Source organism: Gillisia hiemivivida, from assembly GCF_007997295.1.
GTDB lineage: Bacteria > Bacteroidota > Bacteroidia > Flavobacteriales > Flavobacteriaceae > Gillisia > Gillisia hiemivivida.
Genome location: NZ_VORY01000014.1, coordinates 15,405 through 36,589, shown reverse-complemented (window position 1 = coordinate 36,589; position 21,185 = coordinate 15,405). Strand labels below are relative to the sequence as shown.

The following is a 21,185-nucleotide window of genomic DNA, read 5'->3' as shown; positions in this document are numbered from 1 at the left end:
ATGTGGTATAAGACCCTGAAGCTCCCGATGGTTCGGGACTGGGTGACGCGACCATTTCAGATAGGATAATTTGGTCACTGGACTCTAAACGGATATACAATTAATTTTCTTTAAAGCTCAAAAAAAAGGCCAAAAATATAATTTTCGGCCTTTTTTTTGATATTAAAATTAAGAATTCTTCAAAATAATCATGAATTCATTAATCCACCTATTTATGAATAAAATATTACTCTCAACATTTACATTCTTATTTTTAAGTTTCAACATTCAAGCTCAAGAAACAACTGACCAATTTTCCTTAAATTTTTTAATTCCTTCCGCAGAATATGAAGTAAGCACTTCTACCAACTCTACGGTTGATTTGATGCTTGGAGCAGGATTTGTTTATCATGATGCTTCCTATCTCGATAAGCCTGAATATGGGGTTTATCCACAATTTCAGGTACAGTATCGCCATTATTATAATTTGAAGAAGCGAGCTCAAAAAGACAAAAAAATCTCAGAGAACAGTGGTAATTATATTGCAGCTTCGGCTACTATTTCAAGTGGAGAACCTATCATTGGTGATATGCAACTCAACAAGGATTATAGTGGTTTTTTGGGACCTGTTTGGGGTTTCCAACGTGTTTATAATAGCAATTTCAAACTGAATTTAAATCTTGGCCTTGGAATGGGATTTACTGATCGTGAAGATCCTTATTTTGCTACCCATATAGGAATTCAACTTGGTTTCAAACTAGGAAAAGAAAAATAAAGCATATTTCAGACTGCATTCTATAATTGATGAGAAGAGTATAGAATTTTGATTTTAAACGTCTTTGGATAGCTACTCAAGATTTTATATTTTATTTCTTAATTTAGTAAAATTTAAATTTCACGTTTGGAGTTATTCCCGAAAACGATATAGTAAAAAATCCTACTAAATCTGATATAATTCCACTGAAAATGAGTCTTGTATTTGTATATTGTGATCTGATTTCTATAAAAATAAAATTTTAATTATGAGTATAATAATAAACATTCACGCCCGTCAAATTTTTGATTCACGTGGAAACCCAACTGTAGAAGTAGATGTATTAACTGAAAATGGTATGCTTGGTAGAGCCGCTGTTCCATCTGGAGCATCAACAGGCGAGCATGAAGCAGTAGAGCTTCGTGATGGAGGAAAAGCATATATGGGAAAAGGTGTTTCTAAAGCAGTGGATAATGTGAATAAAATTATTGCTGAAGAACTTCTGGGATTTTCAATTTTCGATCAGAATCTTATAGATAAGGTGATGATAGAAATTGATGGGACTCCAAATAAATCAAATTTAGGAGCTAATGCAATTTTAGGTGTTTCATTGGCGGTGGCAAAAGCAGCTGCTCAAGAACTTGGTTTGCCTTTATATAGATATATTGGAGGGGTAAGTGCAAATACGCTTCCTGTTCCTATGATGAATATCATTAACGGTGGTTCCCATAGTGATGCGCCAATTGCATTTCAGGAATTCATGGTAATGCCTGTGAAAGCAAAAAGTTTTACTCATGCCATGCAAATGGGATCAGAGATCTTCCATCATCTAAAAAAGGTGTTGCATGACAGAGGCTTAAGTACTGCAGTAGGGGACGAAGGTGGTTTTGCGCCAACTTTAGATGGAACTGAAGATGCTTTAGAAACTATTTTGCTTGCAATTAAAAATGCTGGTTATAAAGGAGGAGAAGATGTTATGATCGCCTTAGATTGTGCTGCAGCCGAATTTTACGTGAATGGTAAATACGACTACACGAAATTTGAAGGGGAGCAAGGTAAAATTAGAACAAGTGAAGAACAAGCGTCTTATTTAACTGAGCTTTCAGAGAAATATCCGATTATCTCTATCGAAGATGGAATGGATGAAAACGACTGGGAAGGATGGAAGTCTTTAACAGAGAAATGTGGAGATAAAGTTCAATTAGTAGGAGATGATCTTTTTGTGACTAACGTAGAGCGGTTATCAAGAGGGATCAAAGAAGGAATTGCAAATTCTATTTTAATTAAAGTAAACCAAATTGGAACTTTAACCGAAACTATCGCAACGGTAAATATGGCTAAAAATGCTGGGTATACTTGCGTGATGTCACATAGATCTGGAGAAACTGAAGATAATACTATTGCAGATCTTGCAGTAGCATTAAATACAGGTCAGATTAAAACAGGATCGGCTTCAAGAAGTGATAGAATGGCAAAATACAATCAATTATTAAGGATTGAAGAAGAGCTGGAAAGTGTAGCTTATTATCCTCAAATGAATGCATTTAAGATCTAAATGATTTATATATTATTTAATAAAAACCCTTTCTATTATGGAAAGGGTTTTTTTATGGCTCTTTTTTCTTAAAAAGCTGCCAAAATTATCTTTTAAGTGAGAAATTCCCGTTATAATAGACGTTCTTTTATGCGCATATTTTGTATTTTAGCATTCCGAAAAATTAATCAGAAAAAGTTTTAAAATATATGTCGAAAGTCGCTACGTTAGAGATAGATGGAAAGAAATACGAATTCCCAATTACTATAGGAACAGAAAATGAGGTTGCAATAGATATCAAAACCTTAAGGGGAAAAGCTGGTGTGATCACTTTAGATCCAGGATTTAAGAATACAGGAAGTTGTGAAAGTGCAATTACTTTTTTAGATGGAGAAAAAGGAATCTTAAGATACAGAGGATATTCTATAGAAGAATTAGCAGAAAAAGCTGACTTTTTGGAAGTGGTATTTTTATTGATTTTCGGGGAATTACCAAGTAAAGATGAATTAGGTAAATTCAAAGATGACATCAAGGCTCAAAGTGAAGTGAACCTTGATATGAAAAAGGTGATTAAAGGTTTTCCTTCTACAGCACATCCAATGGGAATGCTTTCTTCTTTAACAAGTGCTCTTATTGCTTTCAATCCAAAGTCTGTAAATGTAGATTCTGAAGAAGATATGTATAAGGCGATGGTTAAGATCTTGGCTAAATTTCCAACACTTGCTGCTTGGACTTTAAGAAGAAGAAACGATCAACCACTAGAGAACAGAGATAATAACTTAGGTTATGTAGAGAGCTTATTGAAAATGATGTTTCAAAAGCCAGGTGAAGAATATAAACTAAATGATAAATTAGTAGCAGCCTTAGATAGGTTGTTGATCTTGCATGCAGATCACGAGCAAAATTGTTCTACTTCAACAGTAAGAATAGTAGGTTCTTCTCAGGCAGGATTGTTTGCATCAATTTCCGCAGGAGTTTCTGCATTATGGGGACCACTTCATGGTGGAGCTAACCAAGCAGTTATCGAAATGTTAGAAGAGATAAAAGCTGATGGTGGAGATACTTCAAAATTCATAGCGAAAGCAAAAGATAAAGAAGATCCATTTAGATTAATGGGCTTTGGACATAGAGTGTATAAGAATTTTGATCCAAGAGCTAAGATCATTAAAAAAGCAGCAGATGAAGTGCTTGCAGAATTAGGAGTTGAAGATCCAATTCTTGATATCGCTAAAAGTCTTGAAAAAGCAGCTTTAGAAGATGAATATTTCGTAGAGCGTAAATTATATCCTAACGTAGATTTCTATTCAGGAATTATTTACCGCGCAATGGGAATTCCAACAGAAATGTTTACAGTAATGTTTGCTGTAGGGAGATTGCCAGGATGGATCGCTCAATGGAGAGAAATGAGATTAGGAAAGGAACCAATTGGAAGACCACGTCAAGTTTATATTGGTGAAGGTTTAAGAGGTTTCAAGGAAATTGATAATAGATAATATTTTGAAATTCATAAATTTAAAAAGCTTCATTTCACAATGAAGCTTTTTTTATATTTGCACAAAACAACCCAAAATGCTAAAACTGAATATTAAGAGTGAAACTTCCCCTTTAAAAGCGGTGGTATTAGGTACGGCTGTAAGCAATGGAGGTACACCCGAATATAAAGACGCTTACGATCCAAAGTCGGCTGAACATATCAAGGCAGGTACATATCCAATAGAAGAAGATATGGTTAAGGAGATGGAAGCTGTAGCTGCTGTATTCGAAAAATATAACGTAAAAGTATTTAGGCCGAAGATCATTGAGAATTACAACCAGATCTTTACAAGAGATATTGCGTTTGTTATAGATGATAAGTTTGTGAAAGCAAATATCTTACCAGATAGAGATGAAGAGATTGAAGCCATTAATCATGTGCTAAGTCAAATAGATCCAGAGAAGATCTTGACCATGCCAGAATCGGCACATATGGAAGGTGGAGATGTAATGCCTTATAAGGATTACCTATTGGTAGGCACTTACAAAGGTGAAGATTATAAAGACTTTATTACAGCAAGAACAAATATGAAAGGTGTAAAGGCTCTTCAGGAACTTTTCCCAAATAGAAAAGTAGTTTCTTTTAGTTTAAGAAAGTCCAATACAGAGGCAAGAGATAATGCATTGCATTTAGATTGTTGTTTTCAGCCCGTTGGGAAGGATAAAGCGATTATATATAAAGATGGTTTCTTAATTGAAGAAGAATATAATTGGTTGGTAAATCTCTTCGGAAAAGAAAACATTTTTGAAATCACTCGTGATGAGATGTTTAATATGAATTCGAATGTATTTTCAATTTCTGAAGATGTGGTGATCTCTGAAAAGAATTTCACCAGATTAAATGCATGGTTGAGAGAACAGGGAATTACAGTAGAAGAAGTTCCTTATGCTGAAATTTCTAAGCAAGAAGGATTACTAAGATGTACTACCTTACCATTAATAAGAGAATAAAAATTCCATGGAACAAATAACAAATACCGTTTTAATGGTTCGCCCTGTGAACTTTAGAATGAATGAAGAAACTGCGGTTAATAATTATTTTCAAGAAGAACTTCAGTTAAAGAATGAGGAGATCAATACAAAAGCTCAAAATGAATTTGATGCTTTTGTAAATAAGTTGAAGGCTGTAGGAGTAAATGTTGTTGTGGTAGACGATAAAAAAGAATTAGATACTCCAGATTCTATTTTTCCTAATAATTGGGTTTCCTTTCACCAAGATGGGAAAGTTGCTGTATATCCAATGTTTGCTGAAAACAGACGGAGAGAACGCAGAATGGAATTTTTTGAAGTTTTAGAATCTCAAGGTTTTAAAATTTCGGATGTTGTGGATTATACTGAAGCTGAAGCTGAAAAAGTATATTTAGAAGGAACAGGAGTTTTGATCCTGGATAGAATAAATAGGAAAGCATACTGCGCACTTTCTGTAAGAGCTGATGAAGAATTGCTTATTGAATTTTGTGAGGAATTCGAATATTCTCCAATTATATTCCATGCCTTTCAAGATGTAGAAGGTAAAAGACTTCCAATTTATCATACTAATGTAATGATGTGTGTTGCTGAAGAATTTGCAGTAATTTGTGCAGATTGTATTGACGACGCTAAGGAACGTAAGAGTGTCTTGAAACATCTAAAACAAGATGGTAAGGAAGTAGTTACTATTACTGAAGCTCAGATGCATCAGTTTGCAGGGAACATGTTACAGGTAAAAGGAGAAGGAGATAAAAAGTATTTGGTCATGAGTAATACTGCTCATAAAAGCTTAACAGCTTCTCAAATTAGAGCTATAGAAAAGCATTGTGAGATATTAAGTGCAGATCTTAATACTATAGAAACTTGTGGTGGGGGAAGTGCCCGCTGCATGATGGCTGAAGTGTTCTTGCCTAAGGCCTAAATATTATATTAATTATCGAAATAGAAAAATCCCTGAAATTTTTAAAAATTTCAGGGATTTTTGTTAACTGCCTGTTTTGTTTCCAATTGCCTAGTTTCCCTCTGAAAAGTTTCGTCACCTTGGCCGGAGATATCGGGATGTTTTAGGGTCTAATTCCTTCAAAAAATTGATACTGAAATCATTCCGATAATTGTCGGAACAGTATGAGGCTAATAGAGCTAAGTTAAAAGATGAAAATAAACTATTGGACCAAGTTGAGATAATCCTAGTTTTTACGATTTTTTGAAAAGGGTGCGTGTTAATAAGATCATTACAATTAGTGTAAAGAAAGCAAATGGGAGAGATCCAATAATAAGAAATTTCTGCATCGCTGTCAGCACATTACTGTCTGGCTTAATATTCCCTAAAACTATGATTGCTTCAGAAAAGATTAGGATTATAATAGCCCAGATCAATCGGTATCTTCTTTTTGGATTTTCGCTTCCCTTAGAAGTAAACATGCTAAGTACATAAATGGCAGAATCTACTGAAGTTACTAGAAAGCTAATAAGTAATATAACCGTTAAAACATTCGTGAAAATAGCCAATGGGTAATTGGAGAAGAACACAAAGAGAGACGTAAATACATTTCCAAATTCATTTTGATAGGTTCCCCATTGCTCTATTAAGTTGAAGGCCGATGTTCCAAAAACACTGAACCAAAGAAAAGTGCCTATAGAAGGAATTAGTAATACCCCTAAAATAATTTCTCTTATGGTTCGTCCTTTAGAAATTCTCGCAATGAATATTCCTGTAAATGGAGCCCAAGCCAGCCAGAACGCCCAATAGTAATAAGTCCAGTCTGTTAAGAATTCTTTTCCCGGATCGTAATCTCCAAGAGCCAAACTTAAGGGAACAAAGTCTATAATATAATGGTAGGTCGCTAACAGAAAGTTCTCTGCTATTAATACTATATCGCCTTGAAGAAATACAAAAAGCAGCAAAACGATAGTAAGATAAATATTCCAATTAGATAACCTTTTGATCCCTTTGTCTATTCCAACCCAAGCTGATAAAAATGCTACTGAACAGATTAATAATACAAGAAATAAAGTGAGCACCAAATTGCCGGCATCTTGATGTAATAAGTGACCTATTCCTCCTTCAATTTGAGTTGTTCCTAAACCAATAGCAGCAACCAAACCTGCCACAGTGGTTAGAATGGTTAAAAGGTCTATCCCAGAGGGAAGAAATTTAATTCGTTTAAAATGATGTAAACTAGTGCCTAACCTTATATTTCTATTTTTCACAAAGAGGGAATGACCTACAAGAATAGCAAACATGGCATAAAAAGCCCACGCAGTAAAACCCCACTGGTAAAAAGTATACTCTAAAGCAATTATTTCATTGGATTGCCCAGTTTTTATAGGCGGGTTAAGGAACATGTAAACTGGCTCTTGCACGCCTCTTAATAAAATTCCAGCTCCCATTCCGGCACTATAGAGCATCGCGATCCAAGACCATCTATTAAATTCAGGTGGGGCATCCCCCAAACGTTGTTTGCCAACTTTAGTAAATGCTAAAATGAGTAAGAAAACAACACATAACAACCCGAGCCAGAGATAAAAGCTACCAAACCATTCTCTTACCCATAAACTTCCATTTTCTATGAGAAAATAAAATGTTTCTGTAAACAAGAAAATATAGATAGCTATAAAAAGTAATAGAAAAGCAGAGACACTTAGAAGCAGGTTATTTCGGAGGTGTGATAAAAGTGATTTCAATAATTGTTTTTATATATTGATTAGCCTTTAGCGATTTTATTTAGCATTCCTTCAAAGATAAAGTAATGAAAGGGCAACATAGTATACCAGTATAACCTTCCCCATATTCCTCGTGGTCTAAACGTGGCAGTTTGATGCAGTATATTATCTTCATCGATTTCAAATTCTAACCAGGCTTCTCCAGGCACTTTCATTTCAGCAAATAATAACAATCTTCTTTTCTCCTTATCGGCTAACAAAACCCGCCAAAAATCTAATGAATCTCCAGAAGCTATTTCAGAAGCGTTAGTTCTCCCGCGTCTTAATCCAACTCCACCAAAAAGTTTATCGAAATATCCTCGAAATTTCCATAGCCAATTTCCATAATACCAACCTGTGTTACCACCAATAGCCCAAATACGCAGTAATACTTCTTCTGGATTTTCAACTTTTATAGATTGGGCATCTTTTAAACATCCAAACGTAGGGACTTGTATATATTTATTGAGATCTTTTTTAAATCTACCGCTGCTCATAGAATCTTTCCAGCTAGAGATCACCTGATTTTGTTCTATTTTATAAAAAGCAAGCTTGATAGCCTCTTTATAAGAAATAGGCTCAATGTTTAAAATTTCTTGTAATCGTTTATCATTGGTTATTACTTCTACCTTCATACTATCCACAAGATTTTGTGCAAGTTTATAAGATGTTGAAGTAACAAAATAAAGCCAATAAGAGGATATTTTTGGTGATAGGAAGGGGACGTCAAATATAAAAAGATTTAGACCTCGTGTCTCCGCGTACTGCTGCATCATTTGTTTATAGGAAATAATGTCTGGTCCACCAATATCAAAAGATTCATTATATGCTTTTTCCATGCCTATTACCCCGGTTAAGAATTGAAGCACATCTCTAATGGCTATCGGCTGGCATTTCGTTTTAACCCAACTAGGAGTAACCATCAAGGGTAGTTTTTCACAGAGATCTCTAATTATTTCAAAAGATGAACTCCCTGAACCAACTATAATTGCTGCTCTCAATACGCTAGTATTAAAGTTTCCCGTATAAAGGATTTCTTCAACTTTTTTTCTAGACTTTAAGTGTTTGGATAGTTCTTCGGTATTTATAATTCCACTGAGATAAATAACTTGATTGACGCTAGTGCCGGCCATTATCTCATTAAAAATTGTTGCCGCTTTTGCTTCTTGACTATCGAAGTCTGTGGTAGAACCAGACATAGAATGAATAAGATAGTAGGCAATATCAATATTTTTGATTGCCTCTGGAATCTTAGCAGGTTGCAGAAAATCTATTTCTACCACTTCAATTTTATCCAAAAGGTCCTTATTTTGGGAAAACCTTTTTTTATCCCTAACGGCGCAAACCACTTCGTGGCCAAGCTCTAAAAGCTGGGGTAATAATCTAAGTCCTATATAACCATTGGCGCCCGTAAGTAATATCCTCATTTCAATATTTGAATTAGGTTATAATTTAGGAATTAATTGTTTACTTTCACTTTAAACAAACAATAATATAAAATGAATAACACCCTTAAAATTGTTCTATTAATTGTTGGAGTTGTATTAGTAGGTTATGGCTTATACACTCTCGTAACTCCAGAAGTTGCTTTTGAAGCCGGACCACTTAAAGTTGAGGCACAAGGAGATCATACCCAATCTTATGCAATGATAGGTTTAGGGATTTTGTCACTTATTGGCGGAATTGCCTTTAATAAAAGATAAAAATTAGTCAAGGATTTGTCTTAATACGTTGATCGCCGAGGAACTTATGTATTCTATACCTATGGCAATCACTATAAAACCAATGATCCTTGATATTGCATTAATCCCTGAAGCGCCAAGGATTTTGACGATATAATGTGCGCCTTTTAAAACAGCAAAAGTGGCGAAACACGCAGCCAGGATTGCTGTTACAGTGATAACTCTTTCTTCTAAAAATTGATATTCCTGATGCATCCCTATTAATAAAGAAATTGAACCTGGCCCTGCAAGCATAGGGATAGCTAATGGAGTTAATGAGACCCCTTCCCTTTGATAGGCATCATCCTTAACTCGTTTATCCATTCCCTTGTGTTTAGAAAATGAACCAGTTAAAAGAGCAAAACCAGAACTCACAATTATAAGTCCGCCCGCAATTCTCAATGAATCTATACTTATCCCAAAAAACTGTAGGATATATTTTCCAGTAAAAAAGGAAATTATAAGGATTACCAGAATATTTATAGAGGTAAGAAGTGATGTTTTAGAACGCTCGGCAGGAGAGTCTTCTAGTGTTAATCCTACAAAAATCGGAACAGTTCCCAGAGGGTTCATTACAGAGAATAATGCAGCAAAGACATAAATAAATAATTCCATTTGTTTTTACAGCAAAATTGCTCCGAAGTTGAAGCTTTTGCGTTACCACTAAATGATGCTTGCATTAAATTTAGATGTTAGGATATTTAAAATTGTAACTCTAATGTTACCTGATATCTTCAATCTGCGGAAGTGCATTATCTGCCTTATAATCTAATATTTTTAGCATGAATTTATGGATTGCTGGATTGTCTGCTTTTATCTTTATAAAATAATGATCTTTATATACGGAGTATTCCTCAGATTTCCCCTTGTAAAGATTTAGTTTGTAATAAGGAATTATCAAAGCATAAGTTTCTAGTAAAGATCTAAACATTACTATAATCCCTTTTGGTCTTAGTTCTATATTACAAATATTAGTATTGATGTCTAATATCAATAAGTTGTGGATTTCTATACTGGTGGAAGTGATCTGTAATTTAGGAGAGCCGGAGCCATTTAGTTTTATCCGCTCTAGAAGTGTAAATGGCGTCCCAACTTCTTTGTTTATCTTTTCTTTAGTCTCTGACCTATTGTAGCTAATATTCAACAGCATTTTTCGCTTTTTTATAAAGATAGTGATTTGCTCTCAAAGCTCTAGAGCTTGCGGCTATTTTCTATTATCTTTGCCGCTTGTATTTTAGCCATAAAGATTAAAATTTACGAAGAATGAATATTCAGAATAAAATTGAGCAAAAAGTAAAGGAAGCAATTTCACATCTGCATCAAGTAGATCTGGCACAAGTAGAGTTTCAACCTACTCGTAAAGATTTTGAGGGAGATGTTACCGTGGTAACTTTCCCTATGCTTCGCCAAATTAAGACTAATCCTGTTCAGCTTGGAAATGCAATTGGGGAATATTTAGTTGAAAATGTGGAGGAAATAGTAAGCTTTAATGTGGTTCAAGGCTTTTTGAATATTGTGCTGAGCAATAAATTTTATTTAAGCTCTTTTGAAGCTATCGCTAATAATTCCGATTTTGGGAAAGCTGAGGTTAATGAATATTCTGACACTATTATGGTGGAATATTCTTCACCGAATACAAATAAACCACTGCATTTAGGTCATGTTAGAAATAATTTATTAGGATTCTCTGTTGCTGAAATCTTGAAAGCAAGCGGTAGGAGAGTCTACAAAACCCAGATCATAAACGATCGTGGGATCCATATTTGCAAATCCATGTTAGCTTGGGAACGATGGGGTAATGGAGAAACTCCAGAATCTACAGGATTAAAGGGTGATAAACTGGTAGGGAACTACTATGTAAAATTCGACCAAGAACATAAAAAAGAAATAGCTTCACTTATTTCTGAAGGTAAGACTGAGGTAGAGGCAAAAGCACAAGCTCCGGTCTTAGTTGCAGCAAAGGAAATGCTTATTAAATGGGAAGCTGGAGATGAAGAGGTGAAAGCACTTTGGGAAAAGATGAATCAATGGGTCTATGATGGTTTTGAAAAGACTTATAAAACCTTAGGAGTAGATTTTGATAAGAATTATTACGAAAGCAACACCTATTTATTAGGTAAAGATGTGGTTGCTGAAGGTATTGAAAAAGGAGTTTTCTTCAGAAAAGATGATGGTAGTGTGTGGATAGATCTTACTGAAGATGGTCTAGATGAAAAGATTGTTTTGAGAAGTGATGGAACTGCGGTGTATATGACCCAAGATATAGGTACTGCAATCCAGCGTGTAAAAGATTTTGCTATAGATGGAATGGTTTATACTGTTGGGAACGAACAGGATTATCATTTTAAAGTCTTGTTTTTAATCTTAAGTAAATTAGGCTACGAATGGGCAAATAACTTATATCATTTAAGTTATGGAATGGTCGATCTTCCTACGGGAAAAATGAAAAGTAGAGAGGGAACGGTTGTAGATGCAGATGATCTTATAGCTCAAATGACTCAAACCGCTAAATCCATTTCCGAAGAATTAGGGAAGTTAGGAGAATATTCTTCAGAAGAAAAAGAGGAGCTTTATAAAATGATCGGGTTAGGTGCTTTGAAATATTATATTTTAAAGGTAGATCCTAGAAAACGAATCTTATTTAATCCTGAAGAATCTGTGGATTTTCAAGGGAATACAGGTCCATTTATTCAATATACCTATGCAAGGATTCAGTCTATCTTGAGAAAGGCAAATCTGGAGACTGATGGGATGGAACTTCCACAATCTTATGTATTACATGAAAAGGAAAAAGAATTAATAAAGCAATTACAATCTTATCCAGATACTATTCAATTGGCTGCAGAGAATCATAGTCCTGCTTTAATTGCAAATTACACATACGATCTGGTAAAGGAATTCAACTCATTTTATCAGAATGTGACTATTTTAGGAACGCCAGATGAAGCAGAAAAGAAGTTTAGAGTACAGTTATCCAAATCTGTTGGTGATATTATTAAATCGGCATTTGGTTTATTGGGTATACAGGTTCCTGAAAGAATGTAAAAAAAAGATCCGTTCGAAAGAACGGATCTTAATAAATTATTATTTTGATAAAGCATCTAACTTAGTAATTCATCTATAAGATTAGGCGTTATGCACTTGAGTTTTTTCACTAGACTTTACTGCTAGATTATATATAACCAAACCAAAACCTATCTTATTAACGGCATCACCGAGGTTGTAAATTACATCTAGGTTTAGACCACCAAAGATACCATCGTACCATCCCGGAGTTCCCGCCATATATCCAATAGGATAAATTGCCCATCCAACAAGTACAAACCAGCATAGTGTTTTATGCGCTGATAGAACCGCACCTCCAGCATTTTCTGCGATTTTTTTAGCTTTACCAAGCCATATTTCATATACAATTGCGAAATACGCAATCCCTGAAATAAGCCCCCATAACCATGCATTTTCTCTGTCTATTGCTTCCCCGATATATCCGGTAACAAGCATAACTACAGAAAAAAGTATTAACTTCCACATCAGGGATTTTTTGGCACCTGCTACCTTCAGAATAAGGAAAAATTCAACGCACATTAAGGGAACGGTAAGCGTCCAATCTATGTAACGAAAAAATGTTGGTGATTCTGCAAATTCAGCCCAGTAGTCTCTCATGTAAAAATAATGTACTGCAGCAATAAATGTGATTAGTCCCGAAACTAAAATAGAAGTTGACCATTTTTTGTCAACCGATCGAATTGATAAGAAGAAAAACGCAGAAGCGGCCATCATAGCCATACACCCAACAAAGAATGTAAATCCTACATAATCGGAAGGATCCATTTTAGAAACCAAAGGTAAAAAGAGCAAAGTTTTCATAGCTTTTATTGTTTTGTTTAAGTAAATTTAAATAAAATTAAACAAAAATTGGATAATTTTTGTGGAATAAATAATTTTATTTATCAAATTTTGCATTATTATGATGTCAGGCCTGCATAGAGTGCTTTTAGTGATAACCTTATTCAGTTTTTGGTTCATTGGTTTTATTGACCATGCTGAAGCAAACTATCTTGGTATTTCATTGGTGCTAACAGTAGGACTTATACATGGTGCGAATGATCTTAGGATAATTGGAAAGTTAAATGGCAGCAATAGATTTAGTAAAAAAAAGCAGCTTAGTTTATACGTATTTATGGCACTCTCTACCTTTGTCATATTTTATTTGTTCCCGGTAACTGCTCTGATAATTTTTTTATTGTTCAGTTGTTATCATTTTGGAGAACAACATTGGTTAGAAGGTCAAGTTAAGAATTCCGGAATTTTACGTTTTTTTGCCTTTACTTATGGACTTTTAATTATTTCGATGATATTGAAGTTCAATAGTTCAGAAACTATTTTGGTCTTAAAAGATATTACGCATATCGAAATAAGTTCTTCATTACTTAATATTGTATTCTATATTTCAGCATTGATATTTTTAATTTTAACTTATTTATTGAGATCTGTTTTGTTCCCCAATTTTAACGAGTTCTTTAAGGAGTTTTTCCTGATTTTAATGCTGGGCGTCATTTTTAAGATATCAACCTTGATATGGAGCTTTGCTTTTTATTTTATTGTGTGGCATGCAATTCCTTCCTTATATTCTCAAATAAAGGTATTATATGGTAAAGGAAAAGGAAATGGGGTTTTGGCGTATTTGAAACATTCAATTCTCTATTGGTTAATATCTATTGTGGGGCTTATGATTGCTATTTTCTTTTTCAAAGAAAACACAACTTGGATCATTAGTATATTTTTTCCATTTATTGCTGCTTTGACCATCCCGCACGTTTTGGTAATGTCTAAAATGTTTGAAGAATACTCTTAGAAGCGCTAGATTCATTAGGGTTGGAATAGTACAAATCATTGCACTTAAATTAATTATCTTTCTATTTCGGGTATAAATCCATGTCCTAAGTTTAATTAAAATCAGAATTAACTTTATAATACCGTGGCTCGACTAAATGTATAAAGCCTCTCTGTATACTGCTGAAAGTAAATAATGTTATAGGTTGCAAGAATCTTTCCTAATTACCGCATTAATTGCTAAATTTGCACAGCCCATTTGGTGTCTATTTGAATAACGATTGAAGGAAAATATATGTTTGATAATTTAAGTGATAAGTTAGATAATGCCTTACATGTTTTAAAAGGACATGGGCAAATTACAGAAGTAAACGTTGCGGAGACTTTAAAGGAGGTACGTAGAGCCTTGGTGGAAGCTGATGTGAATTATAAGATAGCGAAAGAATTTACAAGCACTGTAAAAGAAAAAGCTTTAGGACAAGATGTATTAACTGCATTGAAGCCTGGACAACTTATGGTGAAATTGGTTAAGGATGAACTTACCCAATTAATGGGTGGTGAAGTAGAAGAGATAGATCTTTCTGGAAATCCTTCTGTAATCTTGATGTCTGGTTTACAGGGTAGTGGTAAGACTACTTTTTCTGGAAAACTAGCTAATTTCTTAAAAACAAAAAAAAATAAGAATCCACTTTTAGTGGCCTGTGATATTTACCGTCCTGCAGCGATCAATCAATTGCAGATTGTTGGAGAGCAAATAGGAGTTGAGGTTTTTAGTGATGTAGGGAATCAAGATCCTGTTGCTATTTCTAAGGCTGCAATTGCACATGCCAAGCAAAATGGGTTTAATGTTGTTATTATAGATACTGCCGGTCGTCTTGCTATAGATGAAGCGATGATGACAGAAATTCAAAATATTCATACTGCTGTTAAACCAGAAGAGACCTTATTTGTGGTAGATTCTATGACAGGTCAGGATGCGGTAAATACAGCAAAAGCCTTTAACGATCGTTTGAATTTTGATGGGGTAATCCTTACCAAGTTAGATGGTGATACACGTGGAGGTGCGGCAATTTCGATCAAATCTGTTGTAAATAAGCCTATTAAGTTTATTGGTACCGGTGAGAAAATGGATGCGATAGATGTATTCTATCCTTCTCGTATGGCAGATAGGATCTTAGGAATGGGAGATGTTGTTTCCTTAGTGGAAAGAGCTCAGGAGCAATATGATGAAGAAGAAGCTAGAAAACTTCAGAAAAAGATAGCTAAGGATCAATTTGGATTTGATGATTTTTTAAAGCAATTGCACCAGATCAAGAAAATGGGTTCTATGAAGGACTTGTTGGGAATGATTCCGGGAGCAGGAAAAATGTTGAAGGATATCGATATTGATGATGATGCTTTTAAACATGTAGAAGCGATTATCTATTCTATGACCCCTGCGGAAAGAAGTACGCCAACTCTTATCAATTCGGTTAGAAAGAAAAGAATTGCTGGTGGATCTGGAACTTCTGTTCAGCAAGTAAATCAGTTATTGAAGCAATTCAACCAAATGGGTAAAATGATGAAGATGATGCAAGGAGGCGGAGGCCAAAAAATGATGCAAATGATGAAGGGGATGAAATAGTCTAGTTTGCAGTCTTAAGTATGCAGCAGGCATTAATAAATAAGTATGAGTTTAAAAACCTTGATAGCTTATCAGAAATCTTTTAATCTGGCAATGGAGGTTTTTACTATTTCAAAAAAGTTTCCCAGTGATGAGAAATTTGCTTTAACCTCACAAATCGTAAGATCCTCTAGATGAGTTTGTTCAGCTATTGCTGAGGCTTATAGAAAGAGGGATTATGTAAAGCATTTTAAAAGTAAATTAACGGATGCAGATAGTGAAAATTCTGAAACACAATTATGGTTCGATTTTGCTCTAGCTTGCAACTATATATCTAATGATGATCATTCTAAATTACATGCTAAAAGTGAAGAGGTAGGAAAACTTCTAAATTATATGATTAATAATCCCGAAAAATTTGGGTGTTCCAAAACTATTTAAAGTTTGCCTACTGCAAACTGATAACTGCAATTAGAAAATATGACAATTCTCGACGGTAAAAAAGTAAGCAACGAAATAAAGGATGAAATTGCTGCAGAAGTTCAGCAAATGAAGAATCGGGGAGAGAAAGTACCGCATCTTGCAGCAATAATTGTAGGGAATGACGGTGCAAGTTTAACTTATGTGAATAGTAAGGTGAAAGCTTGTGAGCGAGTAGGTTTTGAATCTACTTTAGTGAAATTATCCAGTACAATTAGTGAAACCGAGCTTTTAAAGAAAATCAAAGAACTAAATGAAAATCCAGATATCGATGGGTTTATTGTCCAATTACCACTTCCTGAACAAATAGACACTCAAAAAGTATTACTCAGCGTAAATCCAGATAAGGATGTAGATGGATTTCATCCAACAAATTTTGGAAAAATGGCATTGGATATGAGTAGTTTTATTCCTGCTACTCCATTTGGAATTATTGAGTTACTTGAGCGCTATAATGTAGAGACTAAAGGAAAGCATACAGTAGTGATTGGGCGTAGCCATATTGTAGGTAGACCAATGAGCATCTTAATGGGAAGAAAAGGATTCCCTGGTAACTCTACGGTTACGGTAACGCACAGCTATACAAAGAACATTACCCAGATCACTTCACAAGCAGATATTATTATTACAGCTTTAGGTAATCCAGAATTCTTGAAGGCCGAAATGGTAAAAGATGATGTGGTTATAATAGATGTTGGTATTACAAGAGTACCTGACGAAACTAAACCAAGAGGTTATAGAATTACAGGAGATGTAGATTTTGAAAATGTAAGTAAAAAAGCCTCTTTTATAACTCCAGTTCCCGGAGGTGTAGGGCCAATGACCATTGCTATGTTGCTTAAAAACACTTTATTGGCAAGAGAAAACCATAGGTTGAGTTAGACAGGCATAGCCTCCCGAAAACAAATATGGAAGTGTGTTGATAAGATATCAAATTTTATCAGCTTATTAAAAGAGCAGATTATCACTAAATTATTTTAGTTTGTATAAAAAAAGAGCAATCCTTGGATTGCTCTTTTTTTGTATAAAATGGTTTTTTTATTCTTCAGATTCCAACTTCCAATCCAAATAATTATGAAGATCGCTTTCAATAAATCTTAAACCAAAACTCAATACGGCCAGATCATCTATGTATCCTAATCCAGGAATAAAATCTGGAATAATATCCAACGGATTTAATACATATAAAAATCCAAAGGCAATAGAGGCAATGGTAAACCATGGTACATTTGTATAGATTCCTTTTCTGTAATCTTTAAGCATTCCAAACATCACTTTAGCCAATTCTGTATATTTCTCTAACATATTAGAGCTAGTGATTTTTTTGGAAATATCTTCCTGTTTGTCCATCACCACGTCTACATCATCTCCATCGATCTTTGTGATCTCTTCATTCATGTATTCTTCGTCTATTTCTTCTACTTTTTTGCTAAATATATTTTTCATAATAAGTTTTTTATAAATTGTCGTTAATATTGCTGTATTCGGTTTTGTATATCTTTAATATAAGTAAAAATAAGGAGATAAGTAAGGGGCCAAAAATTAGGCCGATAAATCCAAAGAGAGGCACTCCTACCACCACTCCAAATAAAGTAATCAAGGGATGAACACTGGATAATTTTTCTAGAATATATAATCTTACCAAATTATCTGTAGATCCCACTACAACTACTCCATAAATAAGAATCGCAATTGCTTGCCATTCCATTCCTTGCGAGAATAACAAGATGGTAACTGGGAGAATCCCAATTGCTGTCCCTATAAATGGAATCATTGAACCTACTGCTGTTATCACAAACCAGAAAAATGGATCTGGAACTCCAAATATCAAAAAGCCTATTAATGCTATTATTCCTTGAATAATTGCCACCAAAGGTATTCCTAAAGCATTAGATCTTACGGAAAGGTCGCTTTCCTTTCCTATCAGATGGATATTGTCTGAAGCCAAGGGAATATATGATCCAAGAATATCATTCAGTTTTTCTCTACTAATTAGCATGTAGTAAAGCATAAAATACATGATCCCTATCGCTATAAATGCATTGAAAGTGCCTCCAGCAAAACTTTGAAGATTTGTGGAAACCCAACTTGTTATGGAATCACTATCTATATTACTGCTTATTTTGTAGCCAATAGACTCTTCAATTTTATTTATTTGCTCTTTGAAGGCAATTACCACCTTTTCTGAATTTGCAACAGCTTTGCCAATTTTAGAAGTTAGCATGATAACTATTAGTGAAATGGGTATTAGGATTCCAATAAACGATCCTACCATTAGTAAAGCTGCAGCATAAGCTTTTTTCCAGCCACGATCAACCAGCTTTTTCATCCATTTACGCAGAAGCACATAAAGAGTAACTGCGCCAAGAACACCAGATAAATAAGGAATTATCTCTTTGAAAATTAAGATTCCCAGAAAGGCAATAAGTAAAAGAACAAAAATCTGTCTTACTAGCGAGGAACTTAAGTTTTTCATGTATAATTTTTATTTAGCAAAAAGTTGATCTATTTTTTTAAAGGCTTTAAATTCCAATGCGTTTCCTGAAGGATCTTTAAAGAACATGGTTGCTTGTTCTCCTGTTTTGCCTTCAAATCGAATATAAGGTTCAATAACAAATTGAATCTTATTTCTTTTTAGTTTTTCAGAAAAATCTTGGAAAACATCCCATTCTAGTACCACACCAAAATGTGGGATTGGCACATCTTTTCCATCTACAGGATTACCTTTTCCTATCGGTTTGGGTTGGGGTTCTTGCACATGTATCACTAATTGATGGCCAAAAAAGTTGAAATCGACCCAGTGGTCACTGCTTCTGCCTTCTTCACAACCTAAGACTTCCCTATAAAAAACTCTGTTTTCTTCTAGAGTAGTAACTGGAATTGCTAAATGAAAAGGTTGAATTTTTCCCATAGTTTAATTATTTCTTAATGTGTTAATTAATTCAGATTTGGACATTTTAGATCTCCCAGGAATACCAACTTTTTTGGCTTGGCTGTACAATTCAGATTTGGTTCGGTCTTCATAGTCTTTCGCTTTACCACCTTTTTCTCCAGCATCAGGGGTATTGGCGATTCGTGCAGACATCTCCTCACTATATCCTTTCGCTCTCAAGGCTTCATATTGAGCCTCATTTTTGATTCGACTGTTTGAAGTTCCCATTTTTATCCTAAAAATAGAAAGTTCTATTTAAACGATCAGCCTTCTTTCAGCTAATTATGTGTTAAGATTTATTCCTGCGAGATTTTGATTTACCAGAAAATGTAGGAGATTCTTTAGGTTTAGTGTCCTTAGAATGAAATTTCTCTGCCTTCTCTTCGTCGTATTTCGGATTCCTTTTCTTTGGTTCTGGCGCCTTATAAGTCTTTATAGAATTAGTTACCATTTCATTAATGGTATTTAATTCATTTTCAGTAATATCTCTCCATTCCCCAACAGGAATGTCAAGTAAAACATTCATGATCCTTACACGTTTAAGACTTGTAACTTCGTAATCCAATGCTTCACACATTCTTCTAATTTGCCTGTTCAAACCTTGTGTGAGAACAATTCTAAAATCATAATTTCCTAATCGCTCTACTTCACATTTTTTAGTAACAGTATCTAAAATGGAAATTCCCATTCCCATTCTATCTATAAAAGTTGAGGAGATCGGTTTGTTAACCGTAACCACATATTCTTTTTCGTGATTATTACTGGCTCGTAATATTTTATTCACAATATCCCCGTCATTGGTCAGAAAAATAAGTCCTTCACTGCCCTTATCTAACCTGCCAATTGGAAAAATACGTTTAGGATACTTTATGAAGTCTATAATATTGTCCTTCTCTACACCAGAATCGGTGGTGCAAACAATGCCTACAGGTTTATTAAAAGCAATATAAACGGGTTTTTCATCTTGATTGATAATCGTTTTCCCGTTTACACGAACAATATCGCCCGGAGCTACCTTTGTCCCCATTTCTGGAACTTCACCATTAATAGTGACTCTACCTTGATCAATTAATTTATCTGCTTCTCTGCGGGAACAAAACCCGGCTTCACTTAAATATTTATTGATTCGGGTAAGTTGCATAGTATAAAAAGGATTAGGGTAGCAAAGATAAAGATTCAGCAATTATTAAGTTGCTCAATTCAATATTAATCTGTGCTACCCTAAAATTATTTATTATGCTTTCCTATTTTCTACCGCAACTTCATCGGTGTCCTTGCGATATTTAAGCATAGAGATACCTGCAATAAAAAATACAAATCCTAATATTGCAAGTGCCCAAGGATCCATAAGTGGGGCAATGCTTCCAAATATTCCCAAAACTCCCATTACTAGGGAAATTGCGCCTCCAATTAACATAATTACGGCTATAATCTTGATCATAATAATAGATATTGGTTAAGCGGTAAAGGTACTTAAAGAATTGAAAAATGATATATTATTAACATATTCTAAAGATTTAAAGCCTATAAAAGGATAATTTTTTTCAAAAATTCGACCTATTATCTTAATTTTTTGTGTAGTTTTTTACCAACTTACCATTAAATATTTTATTTTGGCATCGTCTGGAATTTGCGAGGCAGAAATTCTGGAATCTGTATCGTAGCGAAGGCTGGATGGAAGGTCCTTTTTGTCTATTGTCAGATATAAATTTAGTTCATCTATAAAAACCACAGCAGAATTCAAGGTGTTTTCAATTCTTGAGATCTCATAATTTTTAACGACATCTCCAAAAGTGCTTGCATTGTTAAGTCCTTTTGCAGTTTGAAATCTGGAATCCATGATCTGGATATAGCCAACGGTACTTGTAGAGTCAAATTGCTGAATTGGCTCTAGGATTAGCAGTGGTTTTCCTTCTTTGTCAAATATTTCTATTTCGCTGGTAGAATTAAAAAATTCACTTCCAGAATTTTTTCTAACAATGGAATCTTCACTGAAAACAGAATCTAATTGATTGATCTTAATTTCTTTTGTTAGTGAGCCTACTCTAGTAGTATCTATTAGAAATGGGTCGGAATCAGTACCACATGATATTAAACTAATTGTAATGCATGCTAATAAACTTAAACTTAATCTTCTCATATTC

General features: G+C 34.4%; 22 protein-coding genes and 1 pseudogene. 11 read left to right on the top strand and 12 right to left on the bottom strand.

The window, feature by feature from the left end; all coding sequences use genetic code 11:
* The first annotated feature begins 214 nt into the window (after nt 1–214).
* From ES724_RS11560 to ctlX, 5 genes are all read left to right on the top strand, one after another.
* Complete coding sequence (locus tag ES724_RS11560; RefSeq protein WP_146933148.1) at nt 215–754, top strand: hypothetical protein; 540 nt, start codon at nt 215–217, stop codon at nt 752–754.
* A 247-nt stretch (nt 755–1,001) separates the two neighbouring features.
* Nucleotides 1,002–2,288, top strand: coding sequence for a phosphopyruvate hydratase (gene eno / locus ES724_RS11555; RefSeq protein WP_026839615.1), 1,287 nt, complete (start codon nt 1,002–1,004; stop codon nt 2,286–2,288).
* A 188-nt stretch (nt 2,289–2,476) separates the two neighbouring features.
* Nucleotides 2,477–3,760, top strand: a complete 1,284-nt coding sequence (locus tag ES724_RS11550; RefSeq protein ID WP_146933146.1) for a citrate synthase — start codon at nt 2,477–2,479, stop codon at nt 3,758–3,760.
* Nucleotides 3,761–3,836: 76 nt separating this feature from the next.
* Nucleotides 3,837–4,751 (top strand): dimethylarginine dimethylaminohydrolase family protein, encoded by a 915-nt coding sequence (locus ES724_RS11545; protein WP_146933144.1) that lies wholly within the window; start codon nt 3,837–3,839, stop codon nt 4,749–4,751.
* 7 nt (nt 4,752–4,758) lie between these two features.
* Complete coding sequence (ctlX, locus tag ES724_RS11540) at nt 4,759–5,691, top strand: citrulline utilization hydrolase CtlX (protein WP_146933142.1); 933 nt, start codon at nt 4,759–4,761, stop codon at nt 5,689–5,691.
* A 272-nt stretch (nt 5,692–5,963) separates the two neighbouring features.
* On the opposite strand, the gene ES724_RS11535 is transcribed toward ctlX, so the two are convergent.
* Together ES724_RS11535 and ES724_RS11530 are read right to left on the bottom strand one after the other, a co-directional pair.
* Nucleotides 5,964–7,454 (bottom strand): BCCT family transporter, encoded by a 1,491-nt coding sequence (locus ES724_RS11535; protein ID WP_146933140.1) that lies wholly within the window; start codon nt 7,452–7,454, stop codon nt 5,964–5,966.
* A gap of 20 nt (nt 7,455–7,474) precedes the next feature.
* The gene (locus ES724_RS11530; protein ID WP_146933138.1) at nt 7,475–8,899 is read right to left on the bottom strand and encodes an SDR family oxidoreductase; all 1,425 of its coding nucleotides are present in this window, start codon (nt 8,897–8,899) and stop codon (nt 7,475–7,477) included.
* A gap of 72 nt (nt 8,900–8,971) precedes the next feature.
* Between ES724_RS11530 and ES724_RS11525 the strand changes: the two genes are divergently transcribed.
* Nucleotides 8,972–9,175, top strand: a complete 204-nt coding sequence (locus ES724_RS11525; protein WP_026839609.1) for a hypothetical protein — start codon at nt 8,972–8,974, stop codon at nt 9,173–9,175.
* A gap of 3 nt (nt 9,176–9,178) precedes the next feature.
* Here the strand turns inward: ES724_RS11525 and ES724_RS11520 are convergent, their stop codons facing one another.
* Nucleotides 9,179–9,808 (bottom strand): MarC family protein, encoded by a 630-nt coding sequence (locus ES724_RS11520; RefSeq protein WP_146933136.1) that lies wholly within the window; start codon nt 9,806–9,808, stop codon nt 9,179–9,181.
* 106 nt (nt 9,809–9,914) lie between these two features.
* On the bottom strand, nt 9,915–10,343 hold the full coding sequence (locus ES724_RS11515; RefSeq protein ID WP_146933134.1) for a hypothetical protein: 429 nt from the start codon (nt 10,341–10,343) through the stop codon (nt 9,915–9,917).
* Nucleotides 10,344–10,456: 113 nt separating this feature from the next.
* Here ES724_RS11515 and argS point away from each other — a divergent pair, with 113 nt between their 5' ends.
* Nucleotides 10,457–12,238 carry an arginine--tRNA ligase gene (argS, locus tag ES724_RS11510; protein ID WP_146933132.1) on the top strand — a complete coding sequence of 594 codons (1,782 nt, stop codon included), beginning with the start codon at nt 10,457–10,459 and terminating at the stop codon, nt 12,236–12,238.
* An 81-nt stretch (nt 12,239–12,319) separates the two neighbouring features.
* Here argS and ES724_RS11505 read toward each other — a convergent pair whose 3' ends face one another.
* Nucleotides 12,320–13,060 (bottom strand): bacteriorhodopsin-like, encoded by a 741-nt coding sequence (locus ES724_RS11505; RefSeq protein ID WP_211362764.1) that lies wholly within the window; start codon nt 13,058–13,060, stop codon nt 12,320–12,322.
* Between the two features lie 100 nt (nt 13,061–13,160).
* Between ES724_RS11505 and ES724_RS11500 the strand changes: the two genes are divergently transcribed.
* From ES724_RS11500 to ES724_RS11485, 4 genes and pseudogenes are all read left to right on the top strand, one after another.
* Entirely contained in the window at nt 13,161–14,048 is an 888-nt protein-coding gene (locus ES724_RS11500; protein WP_146933130.1) for a Brp/Blh family beta-carotene 15,15'-dioxygenase, read from the top strand.
* A 273-nt stretch (nt 14,049–14,321) separates the two neighbouring features.
* The gene (gene ffh, locus ES724_RS11495; protein ID WP_146933128.1) at nt 14,322–15,650 is read left to right on the top strand and encodes a signal recognition particle protein; all 1,329 of its coding nucleotides are present in this window, start codon (nt 14,322–14,324) and stop codon (nt 15,648–15,650) included.
* Nucleotides 15,651–15,695: 45 nt separating this feature from the next.
* Nucleotides 15,696–16,070 (top strand): annotated as a pseudogene (locus ES724_RS11490) (four helix bundle protein).
* Nucleotides 16,071–16,109: 39 nt separating this feature from the next.
* Nucleotides 16,110–16,991: a bifunctional 5,10-methylenetetrahydrofolate dehydrogenase/5,10-methenyltetrahydrofolate cyclohydrolase gene (locus tag ES724_RS11485; RefSeq protein WP_026839601.1), complete on the top strand. Its 882-nt coding sequence runs from the start codon at nt 16,110–16,112 to the stop codon at nt 16,989–16,991.
* Nucleotides 16,992–17,147: 156 nt separating this feature from the next.
* Here the strand turns inward: ES724_RS11485 and ES724_RS11480 are convergent, their stop codons facing one another.
* The 7 genes from ES724_RS11480 to ES724_RS11450 form a co-directional block, all read right to left on the bottom strand.
* Nucleotides 17,148–17,555: a YkvA family protein gene (locus ES724_RS11480; protein ID WP_146933126.1), complete on the bottom strand. Its 408-nt coding sequence runs from the start codon at nt 17,553–17,555 to the stop codon at nt 17,148–17,150.
* Between the two features lie 10 nt (nt 17,556–17,565).
* On the bottom strand, nt 17,566–18,585 hold the full coding sequence (locus tag ES724_RS11475) for an AI-2E family transporter (protein WP_146933124.1): 1,020 nt from the start codon (nt 18,583–18,585) through the stop codon (nt 17,566–17,568).
* Nucleotides 18,586–18,594: 9 nt separating this feature from the next.
* Nucleotides 18,595–19,020 (bottom strand): VOC family protein, encoded by a 426-nt coding sequence (locus tag ES724_RS11470; RefSeq protein ID WP_146933122.1) that lies wholly within the window; start codon nt 19,018–19,020, stop codon nt 18,595–18,597.
* Nucleotides 19,021–19,023: 3 nt separating this feature from the next.
* Nucleotides 19,024–19,269 (bottom strand): DUF7218 family protein, encoded by a 246-nt coding sequence (locus ES724_RS11465; RefSeq protein WP_146933120.1) that lies wholly within the window; start codon nt 19,267–19,269, stop codon nt 19,024–19,026.
* Nucleotides 19,270–19,330: 61 nt separating this feature from the next.
* A complete protein-coding gene (gene rluF / locus ES724_RS11460; protein ID WP_146933118.1) occupies nt 19,331–20,182 on the bottom strand; it encodes a 23S rRNA pseudouridine(2604) synthase RluF in 852 nt (283 codons plus the stop codon).
* Nucleotides 20,183–20,275: 93 nt separating this feature from the next.
* On the bottom strand, nt 20,276–20,482 hold the full coding sequence (locus ES724_RS11455) for a hypothetical protein (protein ID WP_026839596.1): 207 nt from the start codon (nt 20,480–20,482) through the stop codon (nt 20,276–20,278).
* 144 nt (nt 20,483–20,626) lie between these two features.
* Nucleotides 20,627–21,181 carry a hypothetical protein gene (locus tag ES724_RS11450; protein ID WP_026839595.1) on the bottom strand — a complete coding sequence of 185 codons (555 nt, stop codon included), beginning with the start codon at nt 21,179–21,181 and terminating at the stop codon, nt 20,627–20,629.
* Nucleotides 21,182–21,185: the final 4 nt, after the last annotated feature.